General features: G+C 28.6%; 23 protein-coding genes and 3 tRNA genes. 3 read left to right on the forward strand and 23 right to left on the reverse strand.

Translation table 11 applies throughout. The features are described 5' to 3' along the window. The 23 genes from ACFOWD_RS12730 to ACFOWD_RS12840 form a co-directional block, all read right to left on the reverse strand. The gene (locus ACFOWD_RS12730; RefSeq protein WP_377411142.1) at positions 1-942 is read right to left on the reverse strand and encodes an alpha/beta hydrolase; all 942 of its coding nucleotides are present in this window, start codon (positions 940-942) and stop codon (positions 1-3) included. Between the two features lies 1 nt (position 943). Further along, positions 944-2764, reverse strand: coding sequence for a wax ester/triacylglycerol synthase family O-acyltransferase (locus tag ACFOWD_RS12735; RefSeq protein ID WP_377411145.1), 1821 nt, complete (start codon positions 2762-2764; stop codon positions 944-946). Between the two features lie 141 nt (positions 2765-2905). Then, positions 2906-2980: transfer RNA gene (locus tag ACFOWD_RS12740), tRNA-Pro, on the reverse strand. An 18-nt stretch (positions 2981-2998) separates the two neighbouring features. Next, positions 2999-3072 (reverse strand) — tRNA-Thr (locus tag ACFOWD_RS12745). Between the two features lie 66 nt (positions 3073-3138). Beyond that, positions 3139-4443, reverse strand: a complete 1305-nt coding sequence (locus tag ACFOWD_RS12750) for a cryptochrome/photolyase family protein (RefSeq protein WP_377411148.1) — start codon at positions 4441-4443, stop codon at positions 3139-3141. A 2-nt stretch (positions 4444-4445) separates the two neighbouring features. Further along, complete coding sequence (locus tag ACFOWD_RS12755) at positions 4446-4910, reverse strand: SRPBCC family protein (RefSeq protein WP_377411151.1); 465 nt, start codon at positions 4908-4910, stop codon at positions 4446-4448. Positions 4911-4923: 13 nt separating this feature from the next. Further along, positions 4924-5706, reverse strand: coding sequence for a DUF3050 domain-containing protein (locus ACFOWD_RS12760; protein ID WP_377411154.1), 783 nt, complete (start codon positions 5704-5706; stop codon positions 4924-4926). 16 nt (positions 5707-5722) lie between these two features. Beyond that, on the reverse strand, positions 5723-6187 hold the full coding sequence (locus ACFOWD_RS12765) for a TspO/MBR family protein (protein WP_377411157.1): 465 nt from the start codon (positions 6185-6187) through the stop codon (positions 5723-5725). After that, a complete protein-coding gene (locus tag ACFOWD_RS12770) occupies positions 6187-6354 on the reverse strand; it encodes a Lacal_2735 family protein (RefSeq protein WP_377411160.1) in 168 nt (55 codons plus the stop codon). Before ACFOWD_RS12770 ends, ACFOWD_RS12765 begins: the two co-directional genes overlap by 1 nt. Before the next feature lie 2 nt (positions 6355-6356). Then, positions 6357-6830: a glutathione peroxidase gene (locus ACFOWD_RS12775; RefSeq protein ID WP_377411163.1), complete on the reverse strand. Its 474-nt coding sequence runs from the start codon at positions 6828-6830 to the stop codon at positions 6357-6359. A 12-nt stretch (positions 6831-6842) separates the two neighbouring features. Next, on the reverse strand, positions 6843-7526 hold the full coding sequence (locus ACFOWD_RS12780; RefSeq protein ID WP_377411166.1) for an SDR family NAD(P)-dependent oxidoreductase: 684 nt from the start codon (positions 7524-7526) through the stop codon (positions 6843-6845). An 11-nt stretch (positions 7527-7537) separates the two neighbouring features. Further along, positions 7538-7753 carry a hypothetical protein gene (locus tag ACFOWD_RS12785; protein WP_298994133.1) on the reverse strand — a complete coding sequence of 72 codons (216 nt, stop codon included), beginning with the start codon at positions 7751-7753 and terminating at the stop codon, positions 7538-7540. 73 nt (positions 7754-7826) lie between these two features. Further along, complete coding sequence (locus ACFOWD_RS12790; RefSeq protein ID WP_298994132.1) at positions 7827-8054, reverse strand: hypothetical protein; 228 nt, start codon at positions 8052-8054, stop codon at positions 7827-7829. 2 nt (positions 8055-8056) lie between these two features. Continuing rightward, positions 8057-8755 (reverse strand): GTP cyclohydrolase I FolE, encoded by a 699-nt coding sequence (gene folE / locus ACFOWD_RS12795; protein ID WP_377411170.1) that lies wholly within the window; start codon positions 8753-8755, stop codon positions 8057-8059. A gap of 61 nt (positions 8756-8816) precedes the next feature. Then, on the reverse strand, positions 8817-9092 hold the full coding sequence (locus tag ACFOWD_RS12800) for a TIGR03643 family protein (RefSeq protein ID WP_298994128.1): 276 nt from the start codon (positions 9090-9092) through the stop codon (positions 8817-8819). 8 nt (positions 9093-9100) lie between these two features. Next, the gene (locus tag ACFOWD_RS12805) at positions 9101-9535 is read right to left on the reverse strand and encodes a hypothetical protein (protein WP_298994127.1); all 435 of its coding nucleotides are present in this window, start codon (positions 9533-9535) and stop codon (positions 9101-9103) included. 82 nt (positions 9536-9617) lie between these two features. Then, positions 9618-11108: a cryptochrome/deoxyribodipyrimidine photo-lyase family protein gene (locus ACFOWD_RS12810; RefSeq protein ID WP_377411175.1), complete on the reverse strand. Its 1491-nt coding sequence runs from the start codon at positions 11106-11108 to the stop codon at positions 9618-9620. Continuing rightward, the gene (locus ACFOWD_RS12815; protein ID WP_377411178.1) at positions 11101-12585 is read right to left on the reverse strand and encodes a cryptochrome/photolyase family protein; all 1485 of its coding nucleotides are present in this window, start codon (positions 12583-12585) and stop codon (positions 11101-11103) included. The genes ACFOWD_RS12810 and ACFOWD_RS12815 overlap by 8 nt, the downstream gene beginning before the upstream one ends. After that, positions 12586-13893, reverse strand: coding sequence for a DASH family cryptochrome (locus ACFOWD_RS12820; RefSeq protein ID WP_377411181.1), 1308 nt, complete (start codon positions 13891-13893; stop codon positions 12586-12588). Beyond that, positions 13863-14003 (reverse strand): DUF2256 domain-containing protein, encoded by a 141-nt coding sequence (locus ACFOWD_RS12825; protein WP_377411184.1) that lies wholly within the window; start codon positions 14001-14003, stop codon positions 13863-13865. The genes ACFOWD_RS12820 and ACFOWD_RS12825 overlap by 31 nt, the downstream gene beginning before the upstream one ends. 4 nt (positions 14004-14007) lie before the next feature. Then, positions 14008-15432, reverse strand: coding sequence for an SDR family oxidoreductase (locus ACFOWD_RS12830; RefSeq protein ID WP_377411187.1), 1425 nt, complete (start codon positions 15430-15432; stop codon positions 14008-14010). Beyond that, positions 15433-16056 carry a flavin reductase family protein gene (locus ACFOWD_RS12835; protein ID WP_377411348.1) on the reverse strand — a complete coding sequence of 208 codons (624 nt, stop codon included), beginning with the start codon at positions 16054-16056 and terminating at the stop codon, positions 15433-15435. It abuts the gene before it with no gap. A 132-nt stretch (positions 16057-16188) separates the two neighbouring features. Then, positions 16189-16263 (reverse strand) — tRNA-Pro (locus tag ACFOWD_RS12840). 81 nt (positions 16264-16344) lie between these two features. Between ACFOWD_RS12840 and ACFOWD_RS12845 the strand changes: the two genes are divergently transcribed. The 3 genes from ACFOWD_RS12845 (at position 16345) to ACFOWD_RS12855 (ending at position 19184) form a co-directional block, all read left to right on the forward strand. Beyond that, positions 16345-17424: a PQQ-dependent sugar dehydrogenase gene (locus tag ACFOWD_RS12845; protein ID WP_377411190.1), complete on the forward strand. Its 1080-nt coding sequence runs from the start codon at positions 16345-16347 to the stop codon at positions 17422-17424. Between the two features lie 123 nt (positions 17425-17547). Next, a complete protein-coding gene (gene trxB / locus ACFOWD_RS12850; protein WP_377411193.1) occupies positions 17548-18495 on the forward strand; it encodes a thioredoxin-disulfide reductase in 948 nt (315 codons plus the stop codon). A 137-nt stretch (positions 18496-18632) separates the two neighbouring features. Continuing rightward, on the forward strand, positions 18633-19184 hold the full coding sequence (locus ACFOWD_RS12855; protein WP_377411196.1) for an RNA polymerase sigma factor: 552 nt from the start codon (positions 18633-18635) through the stop codon (positions 19182-19184).

Genomic DNA, 19184 nt, shown 5'->3' on the forward strand with positions numbered 1-19184 from the left:
TTAGTTAGAGGCTTGAATTCTTTCATTTAGCCAATTTAATACGTCTTGTTGTACTTCTTTTTTATTAACTTCGTTAAGCATTTCGTGTCTACCACCTTTATATAATTTTAAAGTTACATCTTGTAAACCTGCTTTCTTATATTTTCTTGCCACTTTTTTAACCCCTTTTCCCATTTCTCCTACAGGATCTTTATCTCCTGAAAAAATTAAAATAGGTAAATGTTTTGGGGTTTTTTCAAAAGTAGTAATGTCATTAATTTTTTTACTTCCCTTTAAAATATCTAAGTAAACACTTAAAGAAAAGTCTTCTATACGTAATGGGTCAGCTTCAAATAAATCTACCTGTTTTTTATCACTACTAATCCAATCAACTTTAGTTCTGTTAGGTTTAAATTTTTTATTAAAATGAGTAAAGAATAAGTTTTTTAATAACTCATTACTTCTGTGTTTTCCATTTAATTTACTCATTACTTTAGCGCTAAATAATCCAAAATTACCTAAGCCTTTCATAAAATTTGCTGTGCCTGATAAAATTAGTGCCTCTAAATCCTCTCCATATATAGTAACATACTCTCTGCTAAGTAAAGAGCCCATGCTATGACCCAATAAAATTATTTTTTCATTTGGGTGTTCTTTTTTGATAATTTCAGTAAATGCTCTCATATCATTTACAGCATCAGAAAAATAATCTTGACCATCATAAAAACCTAAATAATCTTGATTTTTAGCTGATTTACCATGAATTCTGTGATCATTTGCATAAACATCATAACCAGATTTACGTAGCACTTTTGCTATTGATTTATACCTTCCTGCATGTTCACCAACTCCATGAGCAATTTGAACTACACCTTTATATGGTATATCTTCTTTAGCTTTCCATTTATAATAAAAAATGGTTTCACCATCTTTTGTTTTATATGTATCTGTAATTGCAGGCATTTTAAGCATCTAAAAATTTAGACATTAGTTTAAGAAATTTATCTTGATTCTTTTTTGTCCCTGTTAGTTTAAGTCTGCCTTGAATTATGACTTCATCAAGTAATAATTTCTTCTTATATAATGCATGTAAGATTGCATCATCTATTTCTATTTTAACATTTGGTTTTGTGGTTTTTGTTTTTCTTATAGAAACTTTACCATCTTTAATAGTTAAAGAATAATCAACTTTTGTTTTGGCTAAATTCAACTCAAAATCATAGACACCTTGATGTGTTTTTTTTAACGATTTATGATCGTTTAAATATTTTCTTAAGTTAGAGAATACAGGTTTACTTAAAAACTTTTCTTCTTTAGTTTTTTCATTATCTGTTTTTCTATTTAAAATTACCTCTTCTAGTTCGTTAGCAGATTCTCTTATATATCTAGAAAACTGATCTGCATCTGGCATAGTCTTAGCATCAGAAGTTGTAGTTATAGATACAAGACCATTATAGCTAAAAGCAGCAATAATTAATCCAAAACCATCTAAAACAGGAGTAAGGCCAAATATTGATAAAATTTCGTGTCCTCTTAAATATAAAGGACTTTGTGGTCCAGGTACATTTGTAATTGTAACATTAAAAGGAGGTCTATGAAATTCTTTAATATTATATTTACTGTATAAACCAGCAGCTAAATTAGCTAGGCCAAAAGGAACAGCATCAGCCATTTTAGATAATGCTTTTGCGCCAACAGCTTTATGTCTAGATTTTCCTTGATTTGTTTGTTCACGAATATATTCAACTCTTTCAATAGGATCTGCAATATGAGTAGCGATTCTAACTAACATATTTGATATCTGATTATTCATTTTTTGCTTTTCACCTTTAACTCGGATTGAAATAGGTACATTAGCTACTAAAGGTTGTACAGGTAATTTTTCTTTTTCTGATAAGTATTTTCTAATTCCACCAGCGCAAATAGCAATAATTAAATCATTAACACTTACTTCCATAATTTTTCTTAAAGCATTAATTCTATCGAAAGATAAAATTGCAGTACCCCATGTTCTTTTTGCAGAGATAGAGTTATTAAAAATTGTTTTTGGTGTTGGGTATTTATTTTTGAATAATGTAGGTTTTATTTTAAATTTATTTTTGATTTGACCTTTAGTCATAGTAATGGCAGTTTCGCTTATTAACTTTGGTATTTTAAGCGGGTCTTTAAAGAAATCTGCAGAACTTTTTAAAAGTAAATCTATTTCAGCAGGAAGAGGTTCTGGTTCAAAAGGTCTAGGTTTTGGAATTTTTTTATTTTTATCTTCTTTACTTTTATCAAATAAAATACCCATAATTCCGACACCAGAACTCCCATCTATCATTACATGATGTACTTTAGCTACAATGGCTACAGAGCCTTTTGGAACTTGAGAAACTTCATCTAATCCTTCTATAAAACTTATAGACCATAAAGGTCTTCTCAAGTCTAAAGGTCTACTAAAAATTGAGCTTGTCATTTCTCTTAAAGTACTCCAATTAGAAGGTTCTGGTAATTTTACTCTATTGATATGCAAATCAATATCAAAATTTGGGTCATCTACCCAATATGGATAATCTAAATTAAAAGGAACATTTAAAAGTTTCTTTCTAAATTTAGGAATTAAATGTAGTTTTGATGCAACTATAGCTTTAAAATCATCAAACTCTAAAGAGCCTTCAACAATCGTTAAAGTAGCAATTTGCATTGGACTAGATGACGATTCTGCATAAAGAAAAGTTGCATCTTGTCCAGATATTTTTTCTGCAGAAATATCTAAAGAATCCTGTAATATATTTTTGAACATAGAATTGCCCATAATTTCAATTTTTATTTTGGTTTCAATTACATTAGATAATTAAACACCATCTCTGCAAGATAAATATTTTTTAGCAGATTATAAAGTTGAAATCTAACAAAGAATTGTAGAAAATATTTAATTTGAATGTCGGGATGAGAGGATTCGAACCTCCGATCTCTGGTCCCCCAGACCAGCACTTTAACCGGACTAAGCTACATCCCGAAAAAATAAGAGAAAATGAGCCAATAGAGGGACTCGAACCCACGACCTGCTGATTACAAATCAGCTGCTCTAGCCAGCTGAGCTATATTGGCTTTTTTGAATTGAGAACACAAATAAAAACCAAATATTAAAATGAAGCAATAAATTTTTTATTTTTTTTAGCTAACAGCTTCTTTGTAAACTTTTAAACAACGCTCTCTTGCCTCTTTATGATCTACAATTTCCTTAGGATAAGTTAGTTCTTGATAATTTGGCACCCACTTTTTGATGTATTTTAAATCTTTATCAAACTTTTTTATCTGTGTAGTAGGATTAAAAATCCTAAAATAAGGAGATGCATCAACACCAGAACCAGCAACCCATTGCCAATTACCAACATTACTTGCCATTTCGTAATCATGCAATTTTTCTGCAAAATAAGCTTCACCCCATCTCCAATCTATAAGTAAATGTTTGCAAAGAAAACTACCTACTAACATTCTTATTCTATTATGCATAAAACCAGTTTCATTTAATTGTCTCATACCAGCATCTACTAAAGGGTAACCAGTTTTTCCTTTACACCAAGCATCAAATTCTTTTTCATTATTTCTCCATTCTATTTTGTCATATTTGCTTTTAAATGCTTTGTCTTTAGTTTCAGGAAAATGCCAAAGTATTTGCATAAAAAATTCTCTCCAAATAAGTTCTTGCCAAAAAATTTCATTCTTTTGGGCAATTGCTTTTTTTGTCATTTTTCGAACGCTAACAGTACCAAAACGTAAATGTGGTCCTAAGCGTGAAGTTGCATCTTTAGCAGGAAAATTTCTCGTTTCTTCGTATTCTTGAATAAGTGTTGGAGTCACTGTATATGGTGTAATTTCTTGAGTTGATTTTTTAAAACCAATATCAGAAAGAGTTAAATTTGGTAATCTTGTGTGTTCTATTAAGTTTGATAAATAGCTGTTAGTGTAATAAATGGTTAAGTTATGTTCTTTGAATTTTTCTTTCCAAGTTCTCATATATGGAGTATAAACCACATAAGGATCTCCGTCTTTTTTTACAACTTCATTTTTTTCAAAAATTACTTGATCTTTAAAAGTATTAAAGGCAACATTTTTATCTGAAAGAAATTCTTTAATTTCTTCATCTCTTTCTCTTGCATAAGGTTCGTAATCATGATTTGTATAAACTTCTTCAACCTCAAAATCATTTAAAATTTCTTCGAATATAGTTTTTGGTTTTCCATGGTAAATAGCTATTGAACTTTCAAAATTATCTTGTAATTCACTTCTCATTTTTTGAAGTGTTTCAAAAATAAAACTTACTCTAGCATCATCTTTTGGTAGTTTTTTTAATATTTCTGAATCAAAAATAAAAATTGGTAAAACAGGATTTTTTGATTGCAAAGCATTATAAAAACCAACATTATCATCTAATCTTAAATCTCTACGAAACCAAAATATATTTACTTTTTTACTCATAATTATTTATATTCTCCAAAAAGTTCAATTAATTTTTTTTGTCTGTAACTAAATATCTCTTCAAGTTTTGGTTTTACCAGAAAAGGATGAACTAACTGACCAAGTATGCCTAAAGGAATTTTGTAATCTATTATATCTTCCATTTCTACACCACCATCAATTTCTTTTATAAAGTGTTTATGGTGCCAAAGAGAGTAGGGGCCATAAAGTTGTTCGTCTACAAAATATTTTTTATCCTCTATATGTGTAATTTCTGAAACCCATTTGGTTTTTATTCCTAAAAGTGGAGTTACGATATACTGTAATATTTGACCTGTATATAAGGGTCTGTCAGTCTTTGTAATCATATCAAAACTCATATAATCTGGCGTGATTATTTTTAAGTTTTTTGGATTAGATAAAAAATTCCAAGCTTCTTCTAATGATATTGGAAGTTTTTGTTTTTTGTGTAGTGTATATATTTTCATTAAAAATGAATTTCTAAGAATAAACTAATTTATGACTTTGAATCAAATTGTTTACTGCATCCCATAGTTTTATTCTATATTCTAAAGATTGTTTCGCAATAGTTAATGTTTCTTGCCACTTTTCTTCGTCATCACCACAAAGTTCTGAAACCATTTTTAATGATAAAGGGCCATGTTCATCACCATCTAATTCTATATGTCTTTCTAAATAATATTTTAATTTGTAATAAAATTGATTATTAGAATCTGAATATTTTAGGATTTCTAAAAACATATCAGGAATAATATCTTCTCTTCCGAAGGTAAAAGCAGAGGCTATTAAATGAGGTTGATTACTAGCAATTAATCTAAATGTAAACCTAACAAATTCTGCAACATCTTTATTTAACTCAATTTCTTTTAAAGCAAACTCAACAGTGTTTCCTTTTTTTATTAGTGTTATAAAAAGATTGATCTGATTTGTATTTGCGCCTAATTGATTCATAGCATCTAAATACATTTCAAAATGACTTTTTGGTTCGCCAGCTTCGTTTACATCACTTTCTTCTCCATGAACAATTTCATTAATAAATCTTGATAGTTTAGGATGTTTTGGAGGTGTCCAAGGAACTTGAACATTGGTTAAATGATTTTGTAAGCTTTTTAAGAGTGACATAAAATCCCAAACAGCAAAGACATGGTTTTGCATAAATACTTTAATGTCCTCTAAAGAATTTAAATTTTTAAAAAGAGGATGATTTTTTAATTTATATCTTAAATCAAAAATCTCATTTTCAATATATTGTATGTTTGTCACTTTAATAAATTTTAAATTAGTTATGTATTAAAATATATAGGTTTAATGAAGTTGCGATACACAACCAAATCATATAGGGTAATAATAAATATTTGTAATTTTTAACTTTATCACTTAGTTTAAAGAAGTAAATAAAGATTAAAGATGTTAACAATGTGATATTAAGTAAACCAAATAATACCCATTGTTGGTTGAAGAAAATGTAATTCCAACTAACATTTAGAAGAAACTGAATAAAAAAAACAATTCTATTTTTTGAATTGTCTTGCTCTAAAAAAAGTTTACCTAAATACACTGAAAAACAAATCATAATAATTGTCCAAGCTACACCAAATACCCAACCTGGAGGTGTCCAAGGAGCTTTATTAAGATTTAGATACCATACTGATATTGGTCCATTAATCATAAACCAATTACCAATTGCTAAATCACCAAAATTTATAATTAAAAATAAAATAGTAAATTTTAGCTGATTCTTCATTATTTCTGCAATCCTTCTATTTGTTTTAAAATAGCATCTGCTTCTAAATACTTTTGATCACTATCACTTCTATTAATAGATTGAAGCTTAAAGCCTTCTTCCATTAATTTTTTATATTTTTCTTGAAGCTTTTCTAATTCAGATTTTTTTTTGAATAAACCAAACATAGCTATTTTATGTGTTTTGTGATTTTTGAACTAGTTGGTTTTGTAATAGAAAAATAATAATCTATTAATTTACCATTATTATCAACTAGGTATTTTTGAAAGTTCCACTTTATAGAAGAGCTTTTTTTAGAATTAAAATCTTTATTTGTTAACCAAGAATATAAAGGGTGTTGGTTCTGGCCTTTAACATCTATCTTTTCAGTAATTAAAAAAGAAACACCATAATTAACTTCACAGAATTCTTGTATTTCTTCTGAAGAACCAGGTTCTTGACTACCAAACTGATTACAAGGTACCCCAATAACTACTAATTTATCTTTGTATTTTTGATGTAGTTCTTCTAATCCTTTGTATTGTGGAGTAAAACCACACTTAGAAGCTACATTCACAAATAAAATATGTTTTCCTTCAAAATCTTTTAAGTTTATTGGTTTTCCTTGTAAACTATTGATTTTGATATCATATATTGATGTCATAAGATTTATTATTTAAATTTTAAAACTAACAATACCACAGTCTAATTCAAAAATTTGACCAGATATTGATTTAGCTTTATCAGAAGTTAAAAAAGTTGCTAAATCTGCTACTTCTTTTGGTTGTAAATATTTTTTTAGAGGATGACGTTCTGTGATATTTTCTATCATTCTGTCATTACGTAATAATTTAGATGCTAAGTCTGTATCTGTAACAGTTGGTGCAATTGCATTTACTCTAATAGTTGGTGCTAATTCTGCACCTAAAGATTTTGTTAATCCTTCTACAGCAGATTTTGCAGCAGCAACACTTGCATGAAAAGGCATTCCTAATTTGGAAGCAACAGTACTAAACAAAAGAATATTTGGAGAATTGCCTTCTTTTAATTTTGGTAAATATTTTTGAATTGTTTTTACAGCTCCAATAACATTAATTTCAAAATCGTCTCTAAATTCTTCTAATTTTAATCTAGAAATAGGCTTTAAGTTAATACTACCTGGACAATAGATTAATGTATCTATTTTATCTATTTCAGGTAATTCATCTGTTAAGATGTCAAGAGAGAAATGAGTTAAATTATTATGAGAAAAATCAGGGGATGTTCTGCTTACGTTGTAAACATGATTTTCTTCAACTAAATTAGTAATTATTGCTTTTCCTATTCCTTTACTTCCTCCAATTACTAAAATATTTCTCATAATTTGCTTTTTTAAGGTCTTCCTTTCAAGCGTTTTTCAATTTTTTGTTTTACAACTGTTAAACGCTTCATATGATCCATTATTTGAGGATCTTTTTCTAATTTGTAAACTTCGTTTAATTCTAAAATAAGTGCTTTTACTTCTCTAGAAGCTAAAATTCGGTCACTAGTAGTTTTAAATGAGAACTTTCTATTCTCAAACTCAGTGGCTCTTTCTAATAATTCCATGATGTTTTTGGTAATTTTTCTAACTGACGAATATAAACATATTAGTTAGATAATCAACCAAAAATCAAAAGAATTAAGCAGCTGTTAATGGTTTACCCTTTAAACGTTTTTCAATTCTCTGCTTAATTGCAGTTAAACGCTTCATTAAATCCATTAATTCTTTGTCTTTAGTTTGTTTATAAACTTCGTTTAAACTTAAGATTAAAGATTTTGCTTCTCTAGATGCTAGAATTCTATCACTAGTGGTTGGAAATCTCATTTTTCTATTTTCGAACTCAATTGCTTTTTTAATTAATTCCATAATTAGTAATTTAAAGTATTTTGTAATTCAGCTATTTTTTCTTGTGTATTAAACTTACCACCAAAGTAAGAGGTTACAGTTGATGAGGTATCATCTTTAACTCCTCTAGATGATACACATAAGTGTTTTGCATCTATGATTACTGCAACATCATCTGTTTCTAAAATACCTTTAAGTTCTTCTGCTATTTGATTAGTAAGTCTTTCTTGAACTTGAGGTCTTTTTGCATAATATTGTACTATTCTATTTAATTTAGATAAACCAATTACCTTACCAGAAGAAATATAGGCTACGTGAGCTTTACCAATGATAGGTACAAAATGGTGTTCACAATTTGAATAAAAAGTAATGTTTTTTTCTACCAACATTTGATTGTATTGGTACTTATTATCAAATAATGCAACTTTTGGTTTATTAGCAGGATTTAATCCAGAGAAAATTTCATCAATATACATTTTTGCAACTCTTTTTGGAGTTCCTTTTAATGAATCGTCTGTAAGGTCTAAGCCCATTACATTCATTATTTCTTCAAATAAAATAGAAATTTTTTCTTTCTTTTCTTTGTCAGAGATCTTAAAAGCATCTGGTTTCATTGGTGTCTCTAAACCTGTAAAAAGGTGGTCATCTCCAATCTCTTCGAACGAAAAACCATTTAGTTTTTGTTCTTGTTGCTTTTCTTTTAGTATTACTTCTGTAATCATCTTTAGTCTTTTTAATGTGCTGTCTTTAAGTACTCTAATCTTAAAAGCAAAGCACGGTTAGTTATCTTTTTGCTATAGAGTTATTTGATATTGACTTTTGTCTTGAACATTTAAAACGTCCCTTTTCAAAAGTTCTTAATTTTTCATGTTTTGTTTTTCTTCCTTGTACCCTCTCTCTCCACATTCTAAAGCTACTCGCTTTCATTTCTCTTCTCATCAAATTGATGACTTCTTGTTCTTTTAAACCAAATTGAAATTCAATTGCTTCAAATGTGGTTCTATCTTCCCAAGCCATCTCTATAATTCTGTCAATTTCTATACCACTTAGTTCTTTCATCAATAGATTTAACTTATCATTTCATAGACGTCATACTTTTTGTCGTTCTCTATTTTAAAGTCTAACAATTTGTCTATAAATTTTTTATTTTCTTTATACGTTTTATTTTTAACAAACCTTACATAGTTTCCTTGTGCATGGATGCTAAATGTCTTAGTATTGTAAATGTGTAATTGATAAAATGGGATTGCCCATGTAAAGTTTTTTAAACCTTTAGTGATATGAATTAAAATCCCTTTCTTTCTAATCTCGATATTACCATAATTAATATCTGATACTGTATTTAAAATAGATTTAAAACCTAAACTAACATCATCTACAATCATTCTTTTAGAACCAGTTCCTTTTAGTTTTATAGATTCAATAAAACTATAAGGCTTACCTACAAGGTCATTTATTGTAGCAGTAGCATCTTTATTTTTGTATGTAGTTTCAAATATCACATTTCAAATATAGTTAAAATATGATTATGTTTAACTATTGAATTTAAATGTTAAACAAAATTTAACAAAACATTATATTATGCTAAGTGTTAGTTTTTAACATTCTACTTCTGTCAGAAAGTGTATGTTTTATAAGAATTCTTCTACTTTCATTAACAACATCTTCATCATTTTTCATGTTCCATAAAATATCTAAAGCTCTCTTTCTATTGGTTTTGATATTAACTATTGGTTTTGGGTAATCTATACCTAATTCAAAATTATTAAACTGCTGGTCTAGAGGAGTCATTAAATAAGGTTCATGTATAAAAGCTTTTGGAAGTTTTGCTAATTCTGGAATCCATTTTTTTATAAAAGTTGCATCAGCATCGTGTTCTAAACTATTTTTTATGGGATTATAAACCCTTAAGTCATTGATACCTGTTTCTCCTGCTTGCATATTTAATTGCGGAAAATGTATACCAGGTTCAAAATCTAAAAATAAACGAGATAAATATTCAGAAGATGCCTGCCAAGGTTGCCATAAAATATGTGTGAAAAAAGAAACTAACATAGAACGCATTCTAAAATTTAAATACCCTGTTTCTATTAAACAACGCATAGAAGCATCTATTAAAGGAAAGCCTGTTTTACCTTTTTGCCACGCTTGTTGGTATTCTAAAGAAATACTTTTCTTTAATTTATGATAACCTTTATTTATGCTGGCTGTTTCCATAGTATGCTCCATCTCAAATTTTTGAATAAAATGGGCTTGCCAACGTAATCTAGAAACAAAAGCACCTAATTGTTTTTTATTTTCTTCGTTTTTATATGCTAATGCTGTTTGATATACCTGTCTAATTGATAAATTTCCCCAAGCAATATATGGAGATAACCTACTGCAACTTTTTCTAGATAAGTTTGGTTTAGAAATATTATACATATAACCCTTATGTCTTTCTTCGAAAAAGCTTGTAGCATATTTCCAAGCTGTGGTAACTCCTCCTTTTTGAAAATATTTATGATTAGGAGTTTCTAAATCAGTTTTAATAAAATACTTTTCTAAATTTTTGATATTTTCAATAGAAAGTAATTTACTATTCGTATAATTAATTTCGAATTGAGAATCGTTCATATAATTCTCCCATTTATCAAACCAATCTTCTCTATTTAACAATCCTCTTAAAACACCATTATTATTATTTTCAACCCAATTAATAGAGTTATTTCTACAATATCTTGCAAATTCTTTATCTCTATTATAGGTAATTAATAATCCTGTTTCTTGATGAGAATAAACAGTATCAATTTTATAATAATTTTGTAGCTGATTAAATACAGTAATTACTTCTGAAGTAACTGCTAATATTTTAGTATTGTAATTTTCTAACTGCTGATTTAAGTCGACTAAAGATTGCTTTATAAAATTCCAATGGCGCTCATCATAATGAGGATCATCAATTAAAGATTTTTCAAAAACATAAAGAAGAAGAGTGGGTTTATTAGATGCTAAAGCATTGTATATTGCTTCATTATCTTGCAAACGTAAATCACGTTTAAACCAAACTACATTTATTTCTTCTCTATCAGTCATTATCTAATTGATTCAAAAATTGTTGTGCATTATTAAAATGTATTTCTTTTTTCTCTTGATTCATTTTATCAAAAGTTCTGATGAGCATTCCTAGTCTTGGATTACTTAAAAAGAAATCTCTATGTTTATCCATAAACGCCCAGAATAATCCATCCCAAGTTTCTTGCCATTTTCCTTTTTTGTAATTACTCATTTTCATGATATAATTGCTGCTGCTTATGTACGGTTTTGTACTCATCATTCCACCATCAGCAAATAAGCTCATACCATATACATTTGGCACCATAACCCAATCATAAGCATCAATAAATAATTCCATAAACCATTTGTACACTTCATCAGGATCAAATTCGCACAATACCATAAAGTTTCCTAAAATCATTAAACGTTCTATGTGATGTGCATATGCAGTTTTGTTGACTTTATGGATAACATCGTCTATAGGTTGAATACCAGTTGTGCCATCGTAAAATGATTTTGGAATTTTCCTCTTGAATTTCCAAAAGTTTTTGGTGCGTTCTTTTGTGCCAACTGCTTCATAAACGCCTCTAATAAATTCGCGCCAACCTAAAATTTGACGCACAAAACCTTCAGTAGAATTTATTGGGATATCATTTTCGTTTGCATAATCTATAGCTTTTTCTATGACCTCTAAAGGGTTTAATAAACCTACATTTATTAAAGGTGATAATAAACTGTGATTCAGAAAATGTTCTTCTCTAACAATAGCATCTTCATAAGCACCAAACTCGTGAAAACGGATTTCAAAAAACTGTTTTAGCCATTCTTCAGCAGATTTAAAATCAATAGGATAAACTACAAAATCGTTTAACTTTCCATAATTATTTGAAAAATGTTTTGATACATATTCTTTTGCTTCTTTATGGTATTTTGATGTTTCTGGGAATTGAATATTAGGTGGTGTTTTTCCTTTTGGATATTTCATTCGGTTATCTCCATCATATGTCCAGCTGCCTCCAGCAGGATTTTTACCATCCATTAAAATATCTCTTTCTTTACGTTCACTTTTGTAGAATGATGTCTGAAAAAATTTCTTTTTGGTTGGTTTAAAAAATGAACTTAAATCTTCTTTGTTATTAATAAATAGAGGGTTGTTATGCCAAACAATTTCTAAATCTTCCTTACTTTCTTTTATGTGTTTTGTTAACCAATTGTCTGTTGGGTCTATCAAATGAATTTTAGAAATACCCTTTTTTTCTAATTTTGGAAGTAGCTTTCTTATATCACTAGATTCGTTTATAGCTTCTATATACCTTACCTTTTTATCTTTTTGGATTAAAAAATCTTCATAGGCCTTCATACTTGCTCTATGAAAAGCAATTTTTTGTTGATGAAATTTATATTGATTAAAAAATAGGTATTCTTCTACCAAATAAATTGTATCAACTTTATCTAAAATGGTTGTTGTTTTAAATAATTGATGAGGAAAAATGATATGTATTTCTTTAGTAGCCATTTAAAAAAGTGTTTTTTCTAACCAAAGATTTCTGAATTTATGATTGCTATCATAACGTTCTGCTTGCAGTTGTGTATTGAATTTTCGATCTCTTGGGTCATTACCAACACCTGCAACGTACATCCAATTTCCATAATTACTATGCACATCATAATCTAACAACAAAGATTCAAAATACGCAGCACCAATCCTCCAATCCAATAACAATTCTTTAGCAAAATAGGAAGCTACATTTTGTCTTCCTCTGTTACTCATCCAACCTGTTTCTTTGAGTTCTATCATATTAGCATTTACAAAATCGTCTTTGGTTTCTCCATTTATCCATTTTTTGATGGTTTCTTCATCGGATTTCCATTGGTGATCTCTATGTAAAATTCCTCCAATTTTAAAAATATCATTTCCATATTTTAATGAAATGTATTTAAAGTAGTCTCTCCAAATCAATTCGAAAATTACCCAATAGGTAGATTGATTTTTGCCAAATACTTGTTCATATTTTTTTACTTGGTAATAAATTGTTTTGGCAGATAAACTTCCATTTGCTAACCAAGGAGAAAATTTAGTTGAGTAATCTTTACCAACTAAACCATTTCTTGTTTTTTTATAAAACCCAACTTTTTTGCTTTCAAATAAGTAATAGTTTAATCTTTTTAAAGCTTCAGTTTCTCCTCCTTTAAAAGGAAAAGCTGTTTTGTGAGGTGTTTTAAAATCATCAAAGCCTAAATCTTTTAAGCTTGGTATTGTAGTTGTGTTTTCTATTTTATTCTCTGTACCTAATTTTTGAACGCTAACTTCTGGTAAAATATCAACGTACTTTTCTAACTTTTTTCTAAACGCTGTAAATACATTTGGGATATTGCTAAAGTTCTTAGATACTGTATCTGGATGATATAAAAATTGATCATAATCTTCAATAAAATTAATATCTCCTATTGATTTTTTAATGTTACCATTCGTGTCAAGTTCCTCTTGAGTCCATTCTTTTTGTGTATAAATAGTATCTACATTAAAAGCATCACACAATTGATGTATTTTATTTTCAGGAGCATCAAAATAGGTGAGGAATGTAATATTTAATTCATCTAAACTTTCTTGTAAATTTTGTATAGTTTCAATTAAAAATTGAGCTCTAAATTTTGCTGTTTTTTTGAAGCCAAATTTATCAACAGAAAAATATTTTGGATCAAAGAAATAAACAGCAATTACTTTGTTATGGTTATCAATCGCTTTTTTTAAAGAATCATTATCTTGAATTCTTAAGTTATTTCTGAACCAAACTAAACCAGTATTTTCTTGTTGCTGCTGCATTTTTTACTACAATATTTTACGTTTTCCCAATTCTTTTCCCATTTTTTACGCCAAGTAAAAGGTCTATTACAAACAGGACAAAATTTTTGTGGAAGATGTTGTTTTTTCAACCTATTAAACTTTAACAATTTTATTGATCATTCCATTAAAAATAAACCAATGGAAAGGAACAACAGCATACCAATATAATCTGCCAGCTAAACCATGAGGTCTAAAAGTTGCTGTTTGATATAGAGAGTCGTCTTTAATTTTAAATTCAAGCCAAGCTTCACCTGGTAAAATCATTTCTGCATAGAGTAGAAGTTTCCCTTTTTCTTTATCAGCATATATAACTCTCCAAAAATCTAAGGCATCTCCTGCATTTAATTCTAGTGGATGTCTTCTTCCTCTTCGTAATCCTGCACCTCCAAAAAACTGATCTATAAATCCTCTAATTTTCCATAAAAATGTTCCATAATACCAACCAGTTTCACCACCTATTGCCCAAATTTTATTTAGAGCACTATCTTTATTTTTTACTTTTCTTTTTTTAATGTCTTTAAAACAACCATATTCTGGTACATTGATGAATTCATGTACATAATTCTTTAATTTACCACTACTTACGTAAGAATCTTTCCAGCTAGAAATAATACTATTTTGTTCTATTTTCTTAAAAGCTAGTTTCACAGCTTCTTTATAAGTCATTGGTTTTACATCTAAAATTTGATTGATGTTACTTTTATTACCAATAACTTCTACTCCCATAGAGTTTACTAAAGAACTTGCGAGTTTGTAAGAAGTTGAGGTAACAAAATATAACCAATAAGAGGATAATTTTGGAGTCATTACTGGCACAGTTAAGATCCAACGTTTTAATTTTCGAACCTCTGCAAATTGTAATAACATGGTTTTGTAGGTCAAGATTTCAGGACCAAAAATGTCATATGAAGTATTATATAATTCTTTTTTACCTAAAGCTTTATGTAAAAAAGACAAAACATCTCTAATTGCTAATGGTTGAGTTTTAGTATTTAGCCATTTAGGAGCAACCATTACAGGTAATTTCTCTACTAAATCTCTAATAATTTCAAATGAAGAACTTCCAGATCCAACAATAATTCCTGCTTTAAAAGTTGTTAAGGCATAGTTTCCAGAATCTAAAGTATTTTCTACATTTTTTCTTGATAATAAGTGTTTTGATAAGTTAGTATCGTTTGTAATTCCGCTTAAATAAATAACTTGTTTTAAAGATGTTTTCTCTGCAAAATGTTTAAAATTATTTGCACATTTTTCTTCAAGAATATGAAACTCTTTAGCTGAATTTGACATTGAATGAATTAAATAGTAAGCTGCTTCTACGTCTTTTGGAATTGCGTTTAAACTGTGTCTATGTAAAAAATCAGCTTCTATTAATTCAATATTTTTTTTGTCTTTATAATAATCTTCTGCTCTTTTTTTATCTCTTACAGGACAAACAACAGTATGTCCATCATTTAATAATAAAGGAATAAGTCTTTTACCTATGTAACCAGTTGCACCTGTAACAAGAATTTTCATTTATTTATTTTCTTTTGGTCTTTGATAAGAAAGTTGTTTTTTAAATTTGGGTACAGCATATGTATCTAACCCATTGATGGTTAATACATTTCCTTTAGATAAATTAATTAAACCGTCTTTTTGTAATAATTCATCTTTTACATATAACTCTTCAATTTGTGCAACTACTAACATTACATCATTAGAAGGAACATATATTTCTTCTACAAACTTCATAGCCATTTGTACTGGAGCATTTTTTACAAAAGGAGCTTTATAATTACCTTTAAATTCTGGTTCTAAGTTGGTCATATCAAATTCAGAAATATCATCTGGATATTTTGCAGAGGTATGATGTGCATCTTCAAAAATAGCCTCCCAAATATGGTTAATGGTAAAATATCCTAAATCTTTTAAGTTTTTATGAGTATTTCTAGGGACAGTTGTTGGTCTTAAAATAAAACCTAAAGTTGGTGGATTTGAACCTAAATGAGTCACAGAACTAAATACAGCAACATTTGTAATACCTTTTTCAGAAATTGTACCTAATAAATTTGCTGATTTAAAACCAGAACAACTATTAATTAAATTTATTCTAAAGATTTTATCAAGTTGATTTATGTCTTGATTGTTAAAAAAATGCATCATTTATTAAAATAGGTTTAAACAAAGATACAAATTGTTTAACCTACTTTAATTTGTGTTAAACAAAAATTTACGTTAAAGTTTAATCTTGTTAAATAAAAAAACCTTCAGAAGAATCCTGAAGGTTAAAAGTCGGGGTGGCAGGATTCGAACCTGCGACCTCCGCGTCCCAAACGCGGCGCGATAACCGGGCTACGCTACACCCCGAAAATGGTTATCAATTTTGGACTGCAAATATAGAATAATATTTATATATTGTATTAGCATTTTTAAAAATAATTTTAAACTATGAGATATCAATTTTTAGTAGTTACAATAGTTTTTTTTGTTATAAAATCAGTTTCGCAAAACAAAGAATATGAAGTTGTTGTTAGTGATTTAACTAATCCATGGGGATTTACTTTTTTATCTGATAATTCAATGTTAATTACTGAAAAAGAAGGGAAGTTAATTCATTTTAAAAATGATAGAAAGACAGAAATTAACAACTTACCAGAAATTTATGTTCGTGGGCAAGGTGGTTTTATGGATATTGAGTTGCATCCAAATTATAAAGAGAATGGTTGGATTTATTTTACTTATGCCTCAGCCAAAGGAAATGGAACAGGTGGAAATACGTCTTTAATGCGAGCAAAATTGCAAAATAATCAATTAGTAAATAAACAAGTTTTATATAAAGCAACTCCAAATACAAGAAGAGGTCAACATTTTGGATCTAGAATTGCATTTGACAAAGAGAATCATGTTTATTTTTCAATTGGAGATAGAGGGAATAGAGATGTAAACCCACAAGATATTACTAAAGATGGAGGGAAAATTTATAGATTAAATGATGATGGTTCCATACCAAAAGACAATCCGTTTACAAGTAAAAATGGTGCTAAAAAAGCAATATATAGTTATGGACATAGAAATCCTCAAGGGATGGAGATCAATCCTTTTACCAATGAAATTTGGTCTCATGAGCATGGTCCACAAGGAGGTGATGAAATCAATATCATAAAAAAAGGTAAAAATTATGGTTGGCCAGTTGTGAGTTATGGGATTAATTATAATGGAACAAAATTTACTAACAAAACATCTGCACCTGGAATGGAAAGACCTATACATTATTGGACACCTTCTATTGCCCCAAGTGGAATGGCTTTTATCAATAGCGATAAATATGGGAATTGGAAAGGGAATTTATTGGTTGGCTCTTTAAAATTTCAATATTTAAATAGATGTATTCTAAAAGGAAATAACGTTTTTAAAGAAATAAAAATGTTAGAAGGTTTAGGAAGAGTTCGCTCTGTAGAACAAGGTTTAGATGGATATATTTATGTTGGTGTAGAAAATTTAGGAATTATAAAACTACTTCCTCAATAAAATTATTATCTTACAATAAATCAATTCTTTTCGTCTATTTTTTCATTATTAAAACTTATAAACAATCGTTTTTATAAGTTGTAAAAACAGTTATTTTTACCACCCAAAATAGAGAATAATATTATGTCAGAAAATATTGAAAAGATAAAATGCTTAATAATTGGTTCTGGACCAGCAGGATATACAGCAGCAATTTATGCTGCAAGAGCTGATATGAAACCAGTAATGTATACAGGAATGCAAATGGGTGGTCAATTAACCACAACTACAGAGGTTGATAATTTTCCTGGATATCCTAATGGAACAGATGGTACAGCTATGATGAACGACTTAAAAAACCAAGCAGAACGTTTTGGTACAGATGTTCGTTTTGGATTAGTTACAAAAGTAGATTTGTCTAAAGAAGTAGGTGGTATTCATAAAGTTATTGTTGACGAGTCTAAAGAGATAGAAACTGAAACGATTATTATCTCAACAGGAGCTACTGCAAAATATTTAGGTTTAGAAAGCGAGCAACGATTAATTGGTGGAGGTGTTTCTGCTTGTGCTACTTGTGATGGTTTTTTCTATAAAGGTCAGGATGTTGTTGTAGTTGGAGGTGGTGATACAGCTGCAGAAGAAGCTACTTATTTAGCTAACATATGTTCTAAAGTAAGTTTACTTGTTCGTAAAGATTATATGAGAGCTTCTAAAGCGATGCAACATAGAGTTGATAAAACTAAAAATATTGAGGTTTTATATAACACAGAAATAGAGGAAGTTCTTGGAGATAATGTGGTTACTGGAGTAAAAGCAGTTAATAATCAAACTAAAGAATCTTTTGAAATACCTGTAACAGGAGTATTTATTGCTATTGGACATACACCAAATTCAGATTTATTTAAAGGTGTTTTAGATATGGATGAAACAGGTTATTTAATTACCAAAGGAAAAACAACTCATACAAATATACCAGGTGTTTTTGCTGCTGGTGATATTCAAGATAAAGATTATAGACAAGCAGTTACTGCTGCAGGAACAGGTTGTATGGCTGCATTAGATGCAGAACGTTATTTAGGATCATTAGAGTAATATATTTTTATTTTAAGATATTTAAAAGACCTCAGTAATGAGGTCTTTTTTATTTTATATATTTTTAAAACTATTTTGTAACACTTTTAAAAAAGAACAGTATATCTGTTCAAACAAACCAACCAAACTAAAAGAAGTTGAATACATTATCAGATAATGCATTAATGTTAAGAGTTAAAAATGGAGAAATCCATACACTTGGCTTATTGTATGAGCGATACAAAAAACGTTTATTCGGATTTTTTTATCAAATGAATAAAAATGTTAGTGTTAGTGAAGATTTAGTACAAAATGTTTTTATAAGAGTTTTAAAATACAAACACACATTTCATGATGAAAGTAAATTTATCACATGGATTTTTCAAATTGCTAGAAACGAAATGTATGATGATTTTAAAAAACAAAAAAAAGACTTTTATGAGGATATAGAAACAGTTTCTTATCGTTTAAATTCAGATAAAAATATTGAGTCAGAAATTAAAATTGAAGAAGATAAAAAGACTTTAAAAAAAGCAATTGATAAATTATCACCAGCAAATAAAGAACTTATTATTTTAAGCAAATTAAAAGAATTAAAATATAAAGAAGTAGGTGAAATTATTGGTTGTACAGAAGGTGCAGCAAGAACTAAAGTACATAGAGCTTTACATAGTTTAAAGCAGATTTATTTAACAATTGAAAAGGAATAG

The sequence above is a fragment of the Polaribacter marinivivus genome, assembly GCF_042651285.1.
Taxonomy (GTDB): domain Bacteria; phylum Bacteroidota; class Bacteroidia; order Flavobacteriales; family Flavobacteriaceae; genus Polaribacter; species Polaribacter marinivivus.

Bases quoted from the DNA above. Each gene is read 5' to 3' on its own strand.
- ACFOWD_RS12780 (WP_377411166.1), bottom strand. From the start codon at position 7,526: ATGAGAAATATTTTAGTAATTGGAGGAAGTAAAGGAATAGGAAAAGCA.
- ACFOWD_RS12785 (WP_298994133.1), bottom strand. From the start codon at position 7,753: ATGGAATTATTAGAAAGAGCCACTGAGTTTGAGAATAGAAAGTTCTCA.
- ACFOWD_RS12775 (WP_377411163.1), bottom strand. From the start codon at position 6,830: ATGACATCAATATATGATATCAAAATCAATAGTTTACAAGGAAAACCA.
- ACFOWD_RS12810 (WP_377411175.1), bottom strand. From the start codon at position 11,108: ATGACTGATAGAGAAGAAATAAATGTAGTTTGGTTTAAACGTGATTTA.
- trxB (WP_377411193.1), top strand. From the start codon at position 17,548: ATGTCAGAAAATATTGAAAAGATAAAATGCTTAATAATTGGTTCTGGA.
- ACFOWD_RS12765 (WP_377411157.1), bottom strand. From the start codon at position 6,187: ATGAAGAATCAGCTAAAATTTACTATTTTATTTTTAATTATAAATTTT.
- ACFOWD_RS12820 (WP_377411181.1), bottom strand. From the start codon at position 13,893: ATGCAGCAGCAACAAGAAAATACTGGTTTAGTTTGGTTCAGAAATAAC.
- ACFOWD_RS12770 (WP_377411160.1), bottom strand. From the start codon at position 6,354: ATGTTTGGTTTATTCAAAAAAAAATCTGAATTAGAAAAGCTTCAAGAA.
- ACFOWD_RS12730 (WP_377411142.1), bottom strand. From the start codon at position 942: ATGCCTGCAATTACAGATACATATAAAACAAAAGATGGTGAAACCATT.
- ACFOWD_RS12750 (WP_377411148.1), bottom strand. From the start codon at position 4,443: ATGAGTAAAAAAGTAAATATATTTTGGTTTCGTAGAGATTTAAGATTA.
- folE (WP_377411170.1), bottom strand. From the start codon at position 8,755: ATGATTACAGAAGTAATACTAAAAGAAAAGCAACAAGAACAAAAACTA.
- ACFOWD_RS12845 (WP_377411190.1), top strand. From the start codon at position 16,345: ATGAGATATCAATTTTTAGTAGTTACAATAGTTTTTTTTGTTATAAAA.
- ACFOWD_RS12800 (WP_298994128.1), bottom strand. From the start codon at position 9,092: ATGAAAGAACTAAGTGGTATAGAAATTGACAGAATTATAGAGATGGCT.
- ACFOWD_RS12790 (WP_298994132.1), bottom strand. From the start codon at position 8,054: ATGGAATTAATTAAAAAAGCAATTGAGTTCGAAAATAGAAAAATGAGA.
- ACFOWD_RS12835 (WP_377411348.1), bottom strand. From the start codon at position 16,056: ATGCATTTTTTTAACAATCAAGACATAAATCAACTTGATAAAATCTTT.
- ACFOWD_RS12830 (WP_377411187.1), bottom strand. From the start codon at position 15,432: ATGAAAATTCTTGTTACAGGTGCAACTGGTTACATAGGTAAAAGACTT.
- ACFOWD_RS12815 (WP_377411178.1), bottom strand. From the start codon at position 12,585: ATGGCTACTAAAGAAATACATATCATTTTTCCTCATCAATTATTTAAA.
- ACFOWD_RS12755 (WP_377411151.1), bottom strand. From the start codon at position 4,910: ATGAAAATATATACACTACACAAAAAACAAAAACTTCCAATATCATTA.
- ACFOWD_RS12735 (WP_377411145.1), bottom strand. From the start codon at position 2,764: ATGTTCAAAAATATATTACAGGATTCTTTAGATATTTCTGCAGAAAAA.